Origin of the sequence: Streptococcus sp. NCTC 11567, assembly GCF_902141215.1 — a bacterium.
Classification (GTDB): domain Bacteria; phylum Bacillota; class Bacilli; order Lactobacillales; family Streptococcaceae; genus Streptococcus; species Streptococcus dysgalactiae.
This window is the reverse complement of sequence record NZ_LR595857.1, coordinates 756989-774035: the sequence shown is the minus strand read 5'-3', so window position 1 is coordinate 774035 and position 17047 is coordinate 756989. Positions and strand designations below refer to the sequence as shown.

14 protein-coding genes and 3 pseudogenes are annotated in these 17047 nt (G+C 40.2%); 4 read left to right on the top strand and 13 right to left on the bottom strand.

Annotated elements, in window-relative coordinates:
* The first annotated feature begins 7 nt into the window (after positions 1 to 7).
* Positions 8 to 373 carry a thioesterase family protein gene (locus tag FQT67_RS04020; RefSeq protein WP_003056514.1) on the top strand — a complete coding sequence of 122 codons (366 nt, stop codon included), beginning with the start codon at positions 8 to 10 and terminating at the stop codon, positions 371 to 373.
* A gap of 98 nt (positions 374 to 471) precedes the next feature.
* Here FQT67_RS04020 and FQT67_RS04015 read toward each other — a convergent pair whose 3' ends face one another.
* Positions 472 to 1692, bottom strand: a complete 1221-nt coding sequence (locus tag FQT67_RS04015) for an MFS transporter (RefSeq protein WP_046176904.1) — start codon at positions 1690 to 1692, stop codon at positions 472 to 474.
* 372 nt (positions 1693 to 2064) lie between these two features.
* Between FQT67_RS04015 and FQT67_RS04010 the strand changes: the two genes are divergently transcribed.
* Positions 2065 to 3549 carry a DUF1846 domain-containing protein gene (locus FQT67_RS04010; protein WP_003056493.1) on the top strand — a complete coding sequence of 495 codons (1485 nt, stop codon included), beginning with the start codon at positions 2065 to 2067 and terminating at the stop codon, positions 3547 to 3549.
* A gap of 76 nt (positions 3550 to 3625) precedes the next feature.
* Here the strand turns inward: FQT67_RS04010 and fetB are convergent, their stop codons facing one another.
* The 5 genes from fetB to FQT67_RS03985 form a co-directional block, all read right to left on the bottom strand.
* Positions 3626 to 4396 (bottom strand): iron export ABC transporter permease subunit FetB, encoded by a 771-nt coding sequence (gene fetB / locus FQT67_RS04005; RefSeq protein ID WP_003056508.1) that lies wholly within the window; start codon positions 4394 to 4396, stop codon positions 3626 to 3628.
* On the bottom strand, positions 4393 to 5049 hold the full coding sequence (locus FQT67_RS04000; protein WP_046176905.1) for an ATP-binding cassette domain-containing protein: 657 nt from the start codon (positions 5047 to 5049) through the stop codon (positions 4393 to 4395). Before FQT67_RS04000 ends, fetB begins: the two co-directional genes overlap by 4 nt.
* A gap of 202 nt (positions 5050 to 5251) precedes the next feature.
* Complete coding sequence (locus FQT67_RS03995; protein ID WP_003056505.1) at positions 5252 to 5644, bottom strand: PaaI family thioesterase; 393 nt, start codon at positions 5642 to 5644, stop codon at positions 5252 to 5254.
* A gap of 81 nt (positions 5645 to 5725) precedes the next feature.
* Positions 5726 to 6520, bottom strand: coding sequence for a nucleoside phosphorylase (locus FQT67_RS03990; protein WP_003060407.1), 795 nt, complete (start codon positions 6518 to 6520; stop codon positions 5726 to 5728).
* A 146-nt stretch (positions 6521 to 6666) separates the two neighbouring features.
* Positions 6667 to 7506, bottom strand: a complete 840-nt coding sequence (locus FQT67_RS03985; RefSeq protein ID WP_003056511.1) for a MetQ/NlpA family ABC transporter substrate-binding protein — start codon at positions 7504 to 7506, stop codon at positions 6667 to 6669.
* 1036 nt (positions 7507 to 8542) lie between these two features.
* On the opposite strand from FQT67_RS03985, the pseudogene FQT67_RS03980 reads away from it, so the two are divergent.
* Positions 8543 to 9193, top strand: a pseudogene (locus FQT67_RS03980) (transposase).
* Between the two features lie 107 nt (positions 9194 to 9300).
* A pseudogene (locus tag FQT67_RS03975) lies at positions 9301 to 10405 on the top strand (IS3 family transposase).
* 24 nt (positions 10406 to 10429) lie between these two features.
* Here FQT67_RS03975 and dcm read toward each other — a convergent pair.
* From dcm to aroA, 7 genes and pseudogenes are all read right to left on the bottom strand, one after another.
* Positions 10430 to 10736 (bottom strand): annotated as a pseudogene (gene dcm, locus FQT67_RS03970) (DNA (cytosine-5-)-methyltransferase); the annotation flags it as partial.
* Between the two features lie 157 nt (positions 10737 to 10893).
* On the bottom strand, positions 10894 to 11718 hold the full coding sequence (locus tag FQT67_RS03965; RefSeq protein WP_046176907.1) for a replication initiator protein A: 825 nt from the start codon (positions 11716 to 11718) through the stop codon (positions 10894 to 10896).
* Positions 11715 to 11888, bottom strand: a complete 174-nt coding sequence (locus FQT67_RS03960) for a hypothetical protein (RefSeq protein WP_003054571.1) — start codon at positions 11886 to 11888, stop codon at positions 11715 to 11717. The genes FQT67_RS03965 and FQT67_RS03960 overlap by 4 nt, the downstream gene beginning before the upstream one ends.
* A gap of 211 nt (positions 11889 to 12099) precedes the next feature.
* Positions 12100 to 13461 (bottom strand): 23S rRNA (uracil(1939)-C(5))-methyltransferase RlmD, encoded by a 1362-nt coding sequence (gene rlmD / locus FQT67_RS03955; RefSeq protein ID WP_046176908.1) that lies wholly within the window; start codon positions 13459 to 13461, stop codon positions 12100 to 12102.
* An 85-nt stretch (positions 13462 to 13546) separates the two neighbouring features.
* A complete protein-coding gene (locus FQT67_RS03950; RefSeq protein ID WP_015017165.1) occupies positions 13547 to 15019 on the bottom strand; it encodes an LCP family protein in 1473 nt (490 codons plus the stop codon).
* Between the two features lie 230 nt (positions 15020 to 15249).
* A complete protein-coding gene (locus tag FQT67_RS03945; protein ID WP_003054573.1) occupies positions 15250 to 15741 on the bottom strand; it encodes a shikimate kinase in 492 nt (163 codons plus the stop codon).
* Positions 15734 to 17017: a 3-phosphoshikimate 1-carboxyvinyltransferase gene (gene aroA, locus FQT67_RS03940; RefSeq protein WP_014612402.1), complete on the bottom strand. Its 1284-nt coding sequence runs from the start codon at positions 17015 to 17017 to the stop codon at positions 15734 to 15736. The genes FQT67_RS03945 and aroA overlap by 8 nt, the downstream gene beginning before the upstream one ends.
* Between the last annotated feature and the right edge of the window lie 30 nt (positions 17018 to 17047).

The following is a 17047-nucleotide window of genomic DNA, read 5'->3' as shown; positions in this document are numbered from 1 at the left end:
TTAACTTATGACTATTTACTCTCATACTTACGAAACTGACAACCAGCATTCTGCGAAAGCTATGGGTTCTGGAACACTTGACGTATTGGCCACTCCTGCTTTAGTGGCTTTTATGGAAAATGCTTCTTACTTATTTGCCCAAGAATCACTAGAAACAGGATTGACCACTGTTGGCAGTGAAATGGCTATTCAACATTTAGCTGCTTCTGCCATTGGCCAAGCAGTAACCATTGTCATCACTGCTCTCAAAGAGGAAGCCCGAAAATACGATTTCCGCATAGAGGCTTTTGTGGGAGACCAACTGATTGGAAAAGCCTGTCATACCAGAGTGAGGGTAGATAGTCGAGATTTCATGGAAAAAGTAACAAACTAAAACGTTAAAGGTAAGCAATGAACAATTGCTTACCTTTTATCATGTCTAAAAGTGAACGATATCCTTCACAAGCGACTTTGATAGAGCTATTTCCTTATCTATGTCAATTGCTGATAGGCCTCTGCCTTTAGTTGGCCAATCGTCCACATGGCAGCAAAACTAATGAGGTAGAGACAGGATAGGAACATCATGACCATTGAAACTCCTGAAACATCTAAGATGCTTCCGATAATAACCGATGAAAAACCACCCAAAGCACGGCCGACATTTAAGATCACATTATTAGCTGTTGAACGGATATGATGTGGATAAAGTCTGGTAATCATCGCACCATATCCTGCAAACATCCCATTGACAAAAAATCCGACAATGGCACCTCCAATAAGCATAGTGCTCATGGAATGAGCAAATTGGAAGAGGTAAACACACAGCGAAGAGGCAAGCAGAAAGATTCCATAGACCAGACGCGGTCCAAATCGGTCTAACAGCTGACCAAACGTCAACATGCCTAAACACATCCCCAAAATGGTCGCTACCATCCACAACGAAGAACTTTTTACGGAGAGATTCAGACTTGTTTGAATAAGGGTTGGTAACCAGTTCATCATCCCGAAGTACCCTGCAATCTGAACGGTTGTCATGACCATCAAAGCGAGGGTTTGAGCAGTCAATTCTTTTGTTTTGAAGAGCTCAGCAACACTTACCGGCTGATGATGAGTTTCTTCTTTTTGACCATGATAATCCCAAACCTTACGATCATCTATAGCTAAGATCATCCAGATAACTAATACTATCGGAAGGAGTCCGAAGAGAAAAAGTCCTCGCCAGCCTAAACTTGGTGCTAGCCAACCTGCTAGGAGAGCTGAGCTAATCGATCCTAATTGTCCGGCAATTCCGTTCAAAGAAGAAATGCGCCCCATTTTTTCAGGTGGAACAATTCCCGCCATAATGGCGATAGCCACGCCGTACTCTCCACCAACCCCTATTCCAGCAATAAAACGCATCCAGTATAAATAAGACAGAGACGGAGTAAAATAAATTAATCCTGTAGCGACTGAGAACAAGACGATTGTCCATTTAAAGACCTTAAACTTATGATACCTATCTGCCAGTAAGCCAAAAATAAGGCCTCCAGCTAACATCCCTAAATTCGTAATCGTCGCAATCCAACCTCCCTGTGTGCCACTAATTCCTAATTCGGTAATAATAGAGGACATCGAGAAAGCCAGAAACATCACATTCAGGTCATCCGTACCTGAAGCGACAATAGCGGCCACTAAGGCCCGTTTGTTGGTGGTATCCAAAGATTGTTTTGACATACTTGTCTCCTTTTTAATAGTAGCTCACTGACTACCTTAATTAATTACATACCTTCTTTCCAAGCAGCAAAAAAGACTTGGGAACACGTCCGCAAGTCTGCTAAAGGTCACCAAAAAACAAAAGATTAGTCTAAACTTTCTTTGATCTTAATGCTTTCATGCTTCACGGAACATGTTTAAAGCGGTATTTAATTGTTAATAGTATAATAAAGCCTCTTCTACTTGTCAAGTGATTCCTACAGAACCTTTTAGCTTTCTGCTGTAATAGGCTCACCAAATCTAATTCTAATAGTGATAAATTCTGCTATCTCCATAAAAAATCTTTTGCTTCTCTTCGTTTCTTTGTTATAATGCTTTACAGAGGTGAAAAAAATGAAGACTATTGCTTTTGACTCTAATAAGTATTTAAACTTACAAAGGGATCATATTTTAGAACGTATTAGCCAGTTTGATGGTAAGCTTTACATGGAATTTGGTGGGAAAATGTTAGAAGACTACCATGCTGCCCGTGTACTTCCAGGTTATGAACCTGACAATAAGATTAAATTGCTCAAAGAACTCAAAGAGCAAGTCGAAATTGTGATTGCCATTAATGCTAATAATATTGAGCACTCCAAGGCGCGTGGCGATCTAGGCATTTCATATGACCAAGAAGTTTTCCGTCTCATCGACAAGTTCAACACATTAGACATTTATGTCGGTTCAGTCGTGATTACTCAATATAACAATCAACCAGCTGCAGATGCCTTTCGTAAACAACTCGAAAAAAATGGCATCGCTTCTTACCTACACTACCCTATCAAGGGCTATCCAACCGACATCAACCACATTATCTCACCTGAGGGGATGGGGAAAAATGATTACATCAAAACCAGCCGTAACCTTATTGTTGTGACAGCGCCAGGGCCTGGTTCAGGAAAACTAGCCACTTGCATGTCCCAAATGTATCATGATCAAATCAATGGCATTAAGTCGGGCTATGCCAAATTTGAAACCTTCCCTGTCTGGAATCTTCCTCTTCATCATCCTGTTAATTTAGCTTATGAAGCTGCTACTGCAGACTTAGATGATGTCAACATGATTGATCCTTTCCATCTAGAAACTTACGGTAAAACAGCTGTCAATTATAATCGTGACATCGAAGTCTTTCCAGTGCTAAATCGTACGTTTGAACGTATTTTGAGCAAATCACCCTACGCATCACCAACAGATATGGGGGTTAATATGGTTGGTTTCTCCATTGTCAATGAAGAAGCTGCTATTGAAGCATCCAAACAGGAAATCATTCGCCGTTATTACCAAACCCTCGTCGATTTTAAGGCAGAGCGTGTTTCAGAGGCTGCTGTTAAAAAGATTGAACTCTTGATGAATGATATTGGGGTTACACCTGAAGACCGTCAAGTTACTGTGGCTGCTCGCCAAAAAGCAGCACAGACAGGACAGCCGGCCCTTGCTCTGCAACTACCAAATGGACAGATTGTCACCGGAAAAACATCTGAACTTTTCGGACCAACTGCTGCTGTAATCATCAATGCCATTAAAACATTAGCGAAAATTGACAAAGCCACTCATTTGATTGAACCAGAGTATGTGAAACCCATCCAAGGCCTCAAGGTAAACCATTTAGGTAGCCAAAACCCTCGCCTACATTCCAATGAAATCCTCATTGCGCTAGCCATCACTGCTATGACCAATGACGAGGCTAACCTTGCCATGAAAGAACTTGGTAACTTGAAAGGCAGCGAAGCCCATTCTACCGTCATCCTAACTGACGAAGATAAAAATGTTCTCAGAAAGCTTGGGGTTAACGTTACATTTGACCCTATTTATCAAAATCATAAACTCTACCGAAAATAAGGAGAGTCTGGAATATTTTCGTTATTCCCTATCATTTTAAAAAATAGCCTACGATCCATGGTCGTAGGCTATTTGTTTAGGATGGCAATACTAATTGTTTCTTATTGTTAAAGAAACTCCTATAAGCTAAATAAGTTGCTATAAAAGAGGCAATAGAGGTTGTCGATAGCAACATAAACGTCACCATCATCTGGTACTTAACAGCCTGAATAGGCGCGGTGCCAGCTAAAATCAATCCTGTCATCATACCAGGTAAGGTCACAATCCCCAAAGTCTTGGCAGAATCAATGGTCGGTACCATACCTGTTTTGATCACTTCTCGGATAATATCAATGGAAGCCGGTAATACATCTGCACCGAGAGCCAACTTGGTTTCCACTTCTGCTTGTTTGGTTGAAAAATCTGCATTGAGTTGTTTGTAACACAGACCAATAGCAACCATGGAATTGCTAATAATCATCCCTCCCACTGGAATGATTTGGTTGGGAACAAATCTAAGAATCCCAGATAACAACAAGACTGCTAAGGTGATTAAGGTCCCAGATAAGATGGCGACAAATGAAATCACTGCACTATGTCTAATTCCCTTTCCTCGTTTGGCAGCATTATAAGAGGCATTCAACATCATAAACAGGAGGAGTCCAGCTGTGAAGAGAGCGCTTTGATAGCCAAAAATATAATCTAAAACAAATCCCACAATGAGAAGCTGGATAACCGCACGTACCGCACCTACAATAATCTCTTTCCCTAAACCAAGTTTTTGCCAATAGGAAAAAAAGAGAGTCATGACGACCAATGATGACGCCAATAATAAAGAGACGACACTGATATCGTTAACAGTATTCATTTTAACACCTCCAAAGATTTGAGTTGCCCTTCCACAATCGTTAATCTCTTAGTAGCATCACGCTTACTTTGCTCGTCATTATGAGTCACCCAAAGGATAGTCATGCCCTCTTGATTTAAAGAGCGAATGACCTCTTCAACTAATGCGGCATTTTGGGCATCAAGGGCTGATGTGACCTCATCTAGCAACAGTACCTTAGGTTCAAATAGCAGTTGCCGAATAAGCGCTAAACGCTGCTTCTCTCCACCTGATAGCTTGGTGATGTCCTTATTGATATACGAGGCATCCATCTGAAAACGCTCTAACCACTGTTCTACCAAAGACTTATCGAGGGCTTTCTTTCGCAATGAAAAAGGGAAGAGCAGATTGTCCTCAACCGTTTTTCCAAAAAGATAAGGCGTTTGAAAACAGTAGGAAATCTCTTGCCGCAACGTAATTGGGTTAAACGTATCTAGTGGTTTTCCTTGAAAATGAATCGTTCCCGAACTTGGGCTAATGAGATAACTCGCTAATTTTAACAAGGTCGATTTTCCTCCACCTGAAGGACCTACAATCGTTACAACCCCCCCTTGTTCAATGCTAAAACTAATCTCTTTTAAAATCGTATGGTCCTTGTCTGTAAAAGTGACCTGATTAAATGCTAAAATAGCCATCGGTCTTCCCCCTCCTAAGCCTTTTTGGATAATTCTTTTTAAGAATAATTCTAATTAATAATATCTAGGTTTAGTTTACCACGTTTTACTTTAAAAATCTGTCTTTTTAACCGAAAAATAAACAAAACCTCTAGCTATCAACAACGCTAAAGGTTTTGCTTTAATGATTCTCAGATAGATGCTAATACAGCTGTTGATGGTATTAGGATTTTTTCACCACAAACATAGTAAGGCCAACTTTGGTAAGCACTTGTTCTTTTTGATTGTAAACCACTACTTCGATTAGTTGTGTCGAACGCCCACCATGAACCAGCTTCCCTTCAATTGTTAGAAGATCTCCTTTATGACCTGCTTTTAAATAATTAGCGTTAGCTTGGAGGGTAACCGCATCTTGACCAGTTGATCTAGCAACTAACCCACCAACTTGATCACAAAGGGTAAACAAATAGCCGCCATGGGCATTCCCATAGTAGTTAAGAGCAGAATCTGTCACTTCTGTTTTTAAAATCACATGACCATTTTCAAAATGCTCAACACTGTAGTTTTCAAAAATACTAATGACCTGTAAGTCAATCTCTTTTGGTAATTTAGGCATTTTCTATCTCTTTTCCTCTTAGTCTAAAATCAATACAAGTTTCATTATACTACAAATGTGAAAAGAAGGCAGAGCTCCTGTTTAAAAATCAGTAGGTTGTTCGGCCTTGTCTAGTGTATGAAGCACCTCTAAACATAAATTGAGGGCAAAGGTAAAGGAATCTGCTCCCCAGTTGCGTTGATCGTATGCTTCGATATCTGCTAGTGTATCTGCTGTAAATAAGAGTTGCCCCCAGAGAACCTTCCTGAGCTGAGCTACTGCTGCTAGGGCAGAACATTCCATCTCAACAACCGAACAACCTTCTTCCCGGCGATAAGCCACTTTCTCTTTTGTCTCCCGGTAAAAACCGTCCGTTGACCAGGTGATGACCTCTTGGTAGGCTAGTCCATTTGCTAAAAGAGTTTGCTCAATCAGACGGAGCATAATAGGATTGATGGCTATATAACGCGATGGTGCCACATAATGATAACTTGTTCCTTCCTCTCGTAAAGCCTTAGTTGGTACTAAAAAACGATTTTCCTCGATAGGCACCAAAACACCACAGGTTCCTGTACTCATGATTTCTTTGACCCCATAACCAATTAGCCAGTCCATGAATTGCGCGGCAGGAGCCGATCCAACAGGAGCCTGAGCTAAACAGATATCTTGTTCTTTATAAGTTAACAGATAAACAGGGTAAACCTTAGTAGCTGAAACGAATTCTGCGATTTTTTTCCCTTGATGATCTAACGCAAAGGCTTCAATCTCGTCTTCCAAGAAAGCATAAACACACTTAGGTGGAAGCTGAATATCTAGTCCTTCATGGGTAGGCATAATGACGGCTGATGGATCACTGTCAAATTCTAAAAGAGGAATCTCGTGTTTGGTAATAGGCATACGGCTCTCCTTACTGTTATCATGTTCTAGGCATACGGCTAGTTCTTTTTATTGTAACAGCTTACCTTCAAAAAGCAAGGACTTTCTATCACAAAAACTCTTCTAACACATGGCTGGAAGAGTTTTTGACAGTTTATTGGTATGATTTAGAAAGCAACCTTGGCATGACCGTTTAACTTATCCTCGATAAAGGTTTTAATTTCCTCGCTTGTCAATGCTTGTTGAACGGCTTTAACAGCTTTGCTATCTTTGTTGTCTTCACGCGCAACAAGTGACACGGCAAAGAAATGATCCTTACCTTCTTCAACTAATACACCATCTTTTTCTGGTGTTAAATTGAGCTTGGCAATATAAGTTGGGTAGTTAAAAATCATGTCTTTTTCCTTGTATGCTTCATTGAGATTAAGTAATGACACTGGTGAAAAAATGAGATTTTTTGGATTTTCCGTAATGTCTTCAACAGTTACTGACATACTCTTTGGATCACGCAGGCTAATCACCTTATGCTCTGCTAATAAGCGGAGGGCACGAGTCATATTGGTTGGATCATTTGGAATGGCAACATCCGCTCCTTCTTTAAGGTCCTTGATGTCTTTAAGGTCTTTCCCATAGAAAGCCACAATTGCATCGTAGATTGGCTGTACTTGAACAAGATTGGCGTCATTTCCTTTATTGAACATTTCCATGAATGGCTTATGCTGGAAGAAATTAGCATCAACTTCTTTATTTTTTAAAGCGACATTAGCCTGAATATTATCAGTAACAGTGACCACTTCAAGCTTATAGCCTTCTTTAGCTAAATTATCTTTTACTGCTTCAAGCATATCCGTCATAGGGCTTGTGTGAGCAGCTACTTTAACAACGGTCATATCCTTTACTTTCGTAGATGATGATGTTTCAGAATCACCTTGCTTTGCTTGTGACCCACAAGCCACCAAACTAAAACCAGCTAAAAGCGTCAGAACTAGTGACAACAGTTTTTTCATTAGAAGAATCTCCTTTTCTCAATCAATCAGTTACAAAACTGACAACAACGACAACTTCCTAGCCTGACCAATGACTTCTAAACCAGAAAAACATTAGTAATCACGCTAATCATTTTTTCATTTCAAAGAAACCTCAGGCGCCTATAACAGTTCTCTCAGAAAGACAATCTCATTGTAACAGAACACCCTCAAGAAAATCAAACCATGTGACTCATAAAAAACAAAAAAGCATTAAACCATATTGTTTAGCGCTTTCTTGAAATGTTAAATATTAACTGATACAGTTATCAAAGAATATACGACTGTACCACTTTTGATGTCATCAAAGTAGTTAGAATAGGTTCCGCCTTACTCGTTAGCTGTCTGAGAAGCTTAGTTGATTAAAAAAACCTAATCCGTTAAAGTGGTTAAAAAAACAATTATCCAGATTTTTCGGTTAATCAGTAACGATACCTCGTATACCAAATAGCCCTACACAATAACTAAGGCATAATTCCTGAGGTATCCTTTACTTTTTAGCTAGTAAAAGCAAAGTCCTGCCTTATATTAATAACATTTATCTTGTTACTTCAAACTCCACCATGTGATGGAAGAAGAGATAGGCATCATCAATCCTATCTTTCAAAAAAGAATAAACGAGAATAATCCTCTCTTCAAAACATTAGATTTTTATCCAGGCACTACAATTAGCAAAGAGGCTGAACGCTCATATGGATTGGTTTCATTTGCTGTTTTTTACTCAACCAAATCTTAAAAATTAAACGTCTTCCATGATGTCTTCCACAAAAATCTCTGTGAAATGTCTACGATTAGTACTATCAACAATGAAAAAATAGAGTTTGTTCAGCTTTTTTTCGCCGATTAAATTACGGATTGTTTGTCGCATTACTTCTGATTCAACTTCTAAAATGATACTCTCATTTGGTCTTAGTACACTGGCATATCTAGCAGCTAAATTGGATGTATACTATAAAAGTAGACAAAACTTTGTGTGTTACAATCTGTTTTAAAAGACACAAAAACGAAAGGACAACCTATGTCAACAGTTAAACGCTACGATGAAGAATTTAAACAATCTCTTGTCAACCTTTATCAAACTGGAAAAACTCAGTCTGAACTCTGTAAAGACTATGGGGTATCCGCTTCTGCGCTTGCAAAATGGATCAAACAGTATTCTCAAGTCAAACTCGAAGATAATTCTGTACTTACTGCCAAGCAAATACAAGAGCTACAAAAACGTAATGCGCAGCTTGAAGAGGAGAACCTTATCCTAAAAAAGCAAGTGCCATATTCATGCAAAACTTAAAGTAAGACTCCTTGCTGTCTATCGGTTACGCTTTGAACACGTCACAACAACCTTGTGTCGTGTTTTACGTGTCAATCGCTCCACTTACTATAAATTTCTAAAACATAAGCCCTCAAAAAGAGAATTGGATAATCAAATTTATAGAAAACAAATTCTTTTTCTAAACCTGGATATCCTTATGATAATGCCGTAACGGAAGCATTTTTCAAGTATTTAAAGCATAGACAAATCAACCGAAAAAAGTATCAAAATATCAAACAGGTTCAATTAGACTGCTTTGAATACATTGAGAATTTTTATAACAATTACAACCCACATACGGCTAATCTAGGACTAACTCCTAATCAGAAAGAAGAAAATTATTTTAACGCAATAAAATAACACGGTTTTCTGTCTACTTATTTGACATTAGTCCAAGCTGAATCGGTTACACTAAACTAGACAGAATTTATAAAGTGTTCTACACTAAAGAAAACAGGAGAACAGATATGTCTAGAAAAATACGTCGCCACTTCACCGATGATTTTAAGCAACAAATTGTTGACCTCCACAATGCTGGAATGAAACGAAGTGAGCTTATCAAAGAATATGAGTTAACGCCCTCAACCTTCGATAAGTGGGTCAGACAAGCCAAACTAACGGGTTCCTTCAAGTCTGTTGATAATATGACAGATGAACAACGGGAACTGATTCAACTCAGAAAACGCAATAAAGAACTCGAAATGCAATTAGATATCCTAAAGCAAGCGGCAGTGATTATGGCACGAAAAGACAAGTAATCACTGCAAACAAGGATAAATACAGCATTTCAGCTATGTGTCGCTGGCTGAACATCCCACGCTCAAGTTACTACTACCAAGCTGTAGTTCCTGTGTCAGAGGCTGATCTCGAGGATAAAATTACCTATATTTTCTTTGAGAGCAAGTCCAGATATGGGGCTAGAAAAATCAAGAAATGCTTAGAAAAGGACGGCATCATACTCTCTCGCCGTCGGATTCGTCGCATCATGGAGAGACTCCACTTGGTATCCGTTTATCAGAAAGCAGCCTTCAAACCGCATTCTAAAGGGAAGAACGAAGCTCCTATTCCAAACCGCCTAGACAGGCAATTCGACCAAGAAAGACCACTGGAAGCCCTGGTGACCGACTTGACTTACGTCCGTGTGGATAGGCGCTGGGCTTATGTTTGTCTCATCATTGACTTCTTTAATCGTGAAATCATAGGATTGTCCGTTGGCTGGCACAAGACTGCGGAGCTCGTTAAACAAGCTATTCAAAGCATCCCTTATGCACTAACCAAGGTCAAGATGTTCCATTCTGATCGTGGCAAGGAGTTTGACAATCAGCTGATTGATGAGATGCTTGAAGCTTTTGGAATCACCCGTTCTCTCAGTCAGGCTGGTTTTCCCTATGACAATGCTGTCGCTGAAAGTACCTATGTTCCTTCAAATTGGAGTTTGTCAACCAAGAAACCTTTCAATCACTAGAAGAATTAGCCCTCAAAACGAAAGATTATGTCCACTGGTGGAACTATCATCGCATTCATGGTAGTCTTAACTACCAAACTCCCATGACCAAACGAATTATCGCTTAAAAAGCACTTTATAATATTTGTTTAGAAAAGTGTTGCCTTTTCACAAAGTTCCCCTAGTATCCTCAAATCCCAATCGTCTGCCTGCGAGTGAAAATGCCTGGCAAGGGAATCCCCCACAGATGATGTCCACTTGCCCTCTAAGTTGTCTAAAGTCTTGGTCTGTGACTTGTCTAATATCATGAAATTCTATTTCTCCTTCGGTCTCATAGATGACCTTGTAAGATTTCCTCGCAAACTTGTCAATCTCACAAAAGCCAATACACTCATGGCCCTGACGGGTTAACCCCAGTCTAAAGCCTCCAATTCCTGCAAACAAATCTAAAAACTTCATGTCTCTCATTCCTTTCTGACAAAACTAAAAAGGACCTTACTTCTTGCGTAACGTCCTTGCTTAACAATGATCTTCCATTTCTGGGGCAGTGATAAGTTCAAAAATGAACCAAATCATTCCTAATCCCCAAATACCTAATAATATCCACCAAAACATATTACTCACCCCCTTTTAGTTCTTTTAAGCGTTGGACCTTAGTCCATTCGGATAAGACACCATTAAAGACGTATTCCGCTATCGTTTCTGTTCTGTCCGCAAACCTCATATTCTCTAAAGCGTACTGATAACGATGATCAAAATAAATCATGGCATAATCGCTAGCAGCCTGTGAAAGACCAACTTGTCTCAACTGGTCATGAACCAAACCCCAAATATAATCTTTGTCGTATCTTGTGACTCGGTCTACTTTACGTTGAAAATTGTCATTGTCATTTTTCTTACTTGTTAGACTTTCTTTCTCCTCCTCGTCCTCAATGACTGACTCACTCTCTTTAGTTTCACTCATATCAGTCTCACTAACTTCAGTCTCACTAGTGGCTGAATCTAAGACCGGCCCCGGCTGATTTTGACACCCCCCTAGTGTTTTTTGAACACTACCCCCGTTTGAATTTGAGAATGGGGTAGGTTCATGTTCCAACTCTCCTAAGTAAATTTTTTTCGCCAAGCGTCCTTTTTCACTGGAAGATTGTTGGACTTCATCAATCAAGCCATACTCTCGTAAGGTTTTCTTAATCGTCAATAATTTTGACTTGGAACAGCCAAGTAGTGCCATGAGTTTGGAGTTGGAATAGACCAAATAAATAGCTCCATCTTCATCTATCCACCCTCTACTTAATGACAATTCCAAGCGATCTTTGAGAACAGCATAAGCAACCTTAACCTCAAGTTTCATGTCCTTGTAGCGTTCACTCTCAAACAAGAGTTTTGGGAGCTTATAGTAACGCTCTGACGTTTGATAGTGATTTGCGGTGATACGTTTCATGATTGTCCCTCCAACACTAACAGACCAACATTCCCCCTGTCATCAAACTGGATTAAGCCAGATTCTTCCATCTCACCAACTATCCATGTCGCTTTCTCAATATCGATTCGCATGATAGCCATGAGATGACACATCACAATTTGTCGTGATGACTGTTCATTCTTTTGCATGATTTTCCTCCTGAAAATAAAAAAAGCGAGAACACTTATTAAAATGTTCTCGCTGGATTAATTTATTGCTGACGTATCTATTTTTTATCTACGCAGTCGACATCCAAACAGACGTTCACATCAATGTACTTTTTTTGTACCTTTTTTATGTCAAAATCACTCTTTTCAATAAAGACAAAATGCTTGAAAAAGTGCTTAAAATAAAGGATTTTTACCCTTTGCTTCGTTGTAGCAACACTACGCACTCCACGTGATGCGTCTGTGGAAACAAATCCACTGGCTGCACTTTGGTTAATTTGTAACCCAAGTCTTGGTAGCGTTTGATATCACGCGCCATAGTGGCTGGGTTACAAGACACGTAGGTGATTTTTTGTGGTCCCATTGCCACGCTGGCCTGGATAAAACTTTCTGTTAGGCCTTTTCGTGGTGGGTCTACCAGAATAACACTTGGTTTGATGTCTTCTTTAGCCCATGTTGCCATGGCATTTTCTGCTGTATCTGCGACAAAGTGGACATTGGTGATGCCATTACGAGCAGCATTCTGTTGAGCATCTTTGACAGCTGCTTCAATCACTTCAACACCATAAACAGCTTTAACTGTTTTAGCAAATGACAAGCCAATGGTTCCAATACCTGAGTAAGCGTCAATGACGACATCATCTTCAGAAAGATCTGAAAAGGCTATCGCCGTTTGGTAAAGTTTTTCTGCCATAACTGTATTTACTTGATAGAAAGACTGGGCAGAAATGGCAAAGTCATTTCCAAGCATACTGTCAGTAATAGTATCCTTGCCGTAAAGCGTTTTGAAGTCTTTACCAAAGATTGCATTGGTATTTTTATCGTTAATATTTTGAATAATGGACACTACTGCTGGGAAAGATTCAACAATTTTTGAAATAACTTGATCCACACGGAAAACTTTTGGTCTGGTAGTCACTAAAACCAGCATCATTTCCCCAGAATAATGACCACGGCGCACAACGATATGGCGAATAAGACCTGTTTGTTCTTTTTCGTCATACGGTTTGACATCAAAGCGACGTAATAACTCACGGGTAAAATTAATGAGACGATCAATCTCTTTATCCTGAATATAATAATCTGAAATAGGAACTAAGTCATGAGAATGTTTTCGGAAGAAGCCAGTTTCAAGCTGGCCATTAACACGTCTAACCGGAACTTGGGCTTTATTTCGATAAGCCAGAGGATTATCCATACCAATGGTTTGGTTTACCGTTACATCATTGATACCAGCAATTTTATACAGATTATCTTGCACTTGCTTTTGTTTGAATCTCAATTGGTCTTCATAAGCTAAATGACCAAAATCTGCAATACCTGTCCGTAAGTAAGTAACGTCGATAGCTTGGTTTCTCGCAGGTGATAGTTTCTGATAGGCTTCCACCTTACCAAAGCCACTGTTTTTATTCACCTTCAAGACACGCATGTCTATGATTTCTCCAGGTAGGGCATTATCCACAAAGAAAACAAAACCGTCGTGTTTAGCGACACCTGCTCCCTCATGGCTTAAGTCTGAAATGGCAACTGTAATGACATCGTTTTTTTTCAACATTGTGTTTTATTTTTTCCTTTTCTAGGGAATGCTGCTTGCTCAAAAAAAGAAGAGCAACTTTAGTTACTCTCCATTATAACACATTTTAACGCAATCCCAATTGAGATAATGTTTTCTGGTATTTGTCAAAATCAATGTAAAGGGCTTGCCCACCATACATGTCATATTCATCCACCCAATCCCCATTTTCTGGGATAGTCACGTGTTCAATACCGTTTTTACCACTTCCTAGAGCCGATACCCCATTTTTGAGAACAAAGGGGAAGGACACATTGGTGGAGGTAAGGGCATAAATTTTACCAATGGCTGCAGAGCCAGTGAAGAGTTTGGTTGGGTCTTTGATTTGAGACATGACTTCGGACATGACTTGCTGCTGTCTCACAGTCCTACCAAAGTCTCCCTCATCATCTTTACGGAAACGAGCATAGTTGAGCAAGGTTCTGCCATCCATGCGTTGTTCTCCGACTTCAATGGTCTGATTAGGGACCACACCATCTTTCATTCGTAAATCATCTGGAACTTCCACGGAGTCAACAGCAACACCGTCTACCGTAGCAAATTTGGCATCAATCTTAACCCCATTTGGGAACAGAGTATCAATGGCTTCCGCAAAAGTTTCAAAATCCACCATGACGTAATATTTAATATCGATATCAAAATTGTGTTTAAGCGTCTGACGAACAAATTCTGCTCCGTGATGATCCTCTTGTTCTCCTAGGTTAAAGGATGTATTGAGTTTGAGATCATAGGAATCACTGTCATTATAGCTATAACCTGGGATATTAACCAAGGTGTCTCGCATAAAGGACACCATTTTGATTTTCTTGTCTTTATTACCAACATTCACCACCATAATGGTGTCTGTCCGTGCTTCGGTAGAGCCTTGTGTGACCCTTTGGTCAGACCCCAAGACGAGAATATTGGTGCCATCCTTTGTATCTTTGCCGTTAAAGGCCTGCGAGACTGCTGGCTTATAAGTTGCCTTATTGCTCGAAACATCAAAGATTCCTTTGAGAAACATGAAACCAACTGCCAAAATCATCAATAGCAGTAAGAAGGTGAGTAGTTTAAAGAAACGCTTAATGCGACCTTTTTTATGGCGACGTCGTTTTTTAGCTTTAGGAAGAGGTTGCGCCACAGGGTATTCTTCTGCATAACCGTAGTCACCATAAGCAGGGTCTTCTTCGTAGGCTTGTCCATAAACTGGCTGCGGGGGAACCAAGGTCTTACGAGCTGCGGCTCTGGACTGCCGTTTAGACCGTTTCTTTTCCTCTTTCGGATAAAGAGGGAGACCATTTGGCGTTAAGGAAGGATCCTCTTCTAAGTAAGTGGCGTAAGAATCTTCCTCATAGTAGTTTTTTGGGGAAAGGTAGGGGTCTGGCTGTCTGACAGGGCGCGTCGCTGACGGTGTCGCGTAAGCACGCCCAGCTTCCATTTTCGATTTTAAAAATGCGAATTCTCTTTTTTCATTCTCGCTAAGGTAACTAAGGTTCCTTAGGAGATAAAAATAACGTAATTCTTCGTGGTGACTAAGGCCACCGTTTTGGTATTTTGTCATATCAAGTCATCTCTTAGTATTACAATACAATCTATTCTTTTTAACTAACACTTCTATTATAACCTATAAAGGTTATATTGTCCTCCCCCAATTTTAATACAAGCAGGCTTAGAAGGCATATTTGCTGTTTCTTTAATAAAAAGAAAGAGAGGTTTTTGGTATTCCAATACCTTTTTGAATCAAAAAACAACTGACAAGTAGGCATCAGTTGTTTAATTTTTGGATGACATTTAATGAGCTTTGATTATCTCTGCTATTTCTGCTGGTGTGCGATGATCAACGCTAATCACCAAGTCTGATAAACCTTCATAGAGAGCCATACGCTTTTGATAAAGGTGATAGAAAGCTTCTTTGGAATGCTTGCTAAAAAGAGGTCTTTGAGTTTCAGTATCCTCTTGTAACCGTTGGTATAGGACTTCAAAAGAGGCGACTAACAAAATATTCTGGTGTCGATTGGCTGCCAATAAGCGGCGATTTTCTTTTGAAAGCACCACACCACCGCCCGTAGCAATCACAAGATCATCTGGTTCAGATAGCAAGTCTGCCAAAACTTGACTCTCAATGTTTCGAAAAGCTGTTTCACCATACTGATCAAAAAAGCTAGCAATAGGCATGCCTACGCGCTCCTCAATAATAGCATCCATATCTCTATAGTTCTGATCTAACTCCTTTGAGACAGTGCTTTTGCCCACTCCCATAAATCCCAATAAAACTTTAGTCATGACACAGCCTCTCTAAATCCTTGAAAAACGTCGGGTAAGACGTCATGATGGCTTCTTCTCTATCCAGATGGACCTCCCCTTGTTTCACGAGTAAGGCTGCAATAGCTGTCATCATACCAATCCGATGATCACCAAACGTACTAGTTTGGGCCGCGTGGAGCGCTGTCGGCCCTTCAATAATCATCCCATCTGCTGTTGCTTCAATAGTAGCCCCCATGCTTTTTAAGATATCAGTAACCACCTGAATACGGTCCGTCTCTTTGACCCGTAGTTCCTGAGCATCTTTAATGTGGGTGACCCCTTGTGCTTGGGTTGCTAGTAAAGCAATAATAGGCAACTCATCAATTAAGCGTGGAATCAATTGACCAGAAATCGTTGTTCCTTTGAGTTGAGAATAAGCGACTCCAAGATTAGCTGATTGTGTCTGAGGATTGACAGCCTCATAAGTGACCTGCCCGCCCATTTGTTCAATTACTTCTAAAATGCCTGTTCTTGTCGGATTGATACCGACATTTTCTAAAAGAATAGCCGAGCCAGGAACAATAAGGCCTGCCACCAACCAAAATGCTGCACTGGAAATATCCCCTGGAACAGTGACCTCTTGACCGATGAGTGTCTGAGGACCTGTTAACCAAATCTTTTTACCGTCAACACGTAGCTGCCCTCCAAATTGTTGAATCATGTCTTCCGTATGATTACGGGTTATTTCCTTTTCAATGACCTCTGTCGTGCCATTTGCCTGTAAGGCAGCTAATAAAATCGCTGACTTGACTTGGGCAGAAGCGACTGGAAGCGCATAGGTTATTGGATTTAACTCTCGACTTCCCTTGAGTTTGAGAGGGGGGAGATGTCTAGAACCTTCTCCTGTGATGTCAGCCCCCATTTGGCGTAAAGGCAGGACAATACGATCCATAGGACGCTTAGACAAACTATCATCTCCTGACATGGTAACATCAAATGATTGTCCAGCCAAGAGGCCAGCAATGAGACGCATAGAAGTTCCAGAATTGCCCATATCAAGTGTCTGATGAGGAGCAGTCAATCCTTCAAAGCCTTGCCCCTCTATCACAAGCTGATCATCCTTTTCTTCGATACGGACGCCTAAATTCCTAAAGGCTTGAATCGTGGAAAGCACATCTTCTCCTTTTAAAAGTCCTTTGACGCGTGTTTCCCCTTTAGCAATGGCCCCTAATATGACTGCCCGGTGACTAATGGACTTGTCTCCTGGAACACAAATAGTTCCCTGTAACCGCCCCACATTTGTTCGCAATTTCATCCGTTTCATTTGCCTTTCTACTTGCTAAGA

Excerpts from the sequence above, each read along its gene's own strand:
- FQT67_RS04020 (WP_003056514.1), top strand. The coding sequence starts at position 8 with ATGACTATTTACTCTCATACTTACGAAACTGACAACCAGCATTCTGCG.
- FQT67_RS04015 (WP_046176904.1), bottom strand. The coding sequence starts at position 1,692 with ATGTCAAAACAATCTTTGGATACCACCAACAAACGGGCCTTAGTGGCC.
- FQT67_RS04010 (WP_003056493.1), top strand. The coding sequence starts at position 2,065 with ATGAAGACTATTGCTTTTGACTCTAATAAGTATTTAAACTTACAAAGG.
- fetB (WP_003056508.1), bottom strand. The coding sequence starts at position 4,396 with ATGAATACTGTTAACGATATCAGTGTCGTCTCTTTATTATTGGCGTCA.
- FQT67_RS04000 (WP_046176905.1), bottom strand. The coding sequence starts at position 5,049 with ATGGCTATTTTAGCATTTAATCAGGTCACTTTTACAGACAAGGACCAT.
- FQT67_RS03995 (WP_003056505.1), bottom strand. The coding sequence starts at position 5,644 with ATGCCTAAATTACCAAAAGAGATTGACTTACAGGTCATTAGTATTTTT.
- FQT67_RS03990 (WP_003060407.1), bottom strand. The coding sequence starts at position 6,520 with ATGCCTATTACCAAACACGAGATTCCTCTTTTAGAATTTGACAGTGAT.
- FQT67_RS03985 (WP_003056511.1), bottom strand. The coding sequence starts at position 7,506 with ATGAAAAAACTGTTGTCACTAGTTCTGACGCTTTTAGCTGGTTTTAGT.
- FQT67_RS03965 (WP_046176907.1), bottom strand. The coding sequence starts at position 11,718 with ATGAAACGTATCACCGCAAATCACTATCAAACGTCAGAGCGTTACTAT.
- FQT67_RS03960 (WP_003054571.1), bottom strand. The coding sequence starts at position 11,888 with ATGCAAAAGAATGAACAGTCATCACGACAAATTGTGATGTGTCATCTC.
- rlmD (WP_046176908.1), bottom strand. The coding sequence starts at position 13,461 with ATGTTGAAAAAAAACGATGTCATTACAGTTGCCATTTCAGACTTAAGC.
- FQT67_RS03950 (WP_015017165.1), bottom strand. The coding sequence starts at position 15,019 with ATGACAAAATACCAAAACGGTGGCCTTAGTCACCACGAAGAATTACGT.
- FQT67_RS03945 (WP_003054573.1), bottom strand. The coding sequence starts at position 15,741 with ATGACTAAAGTTTTATTGGGATTTATGGGAGTGGGCAAAAGCACTGTC.
- aroA (WP_014612402.1), bottom strand. The coding sequence starts at position 17,017 with ATGAAATTGCGAACAAATGTGGGGCGGTTACAGGGAACTATTTGTGTT.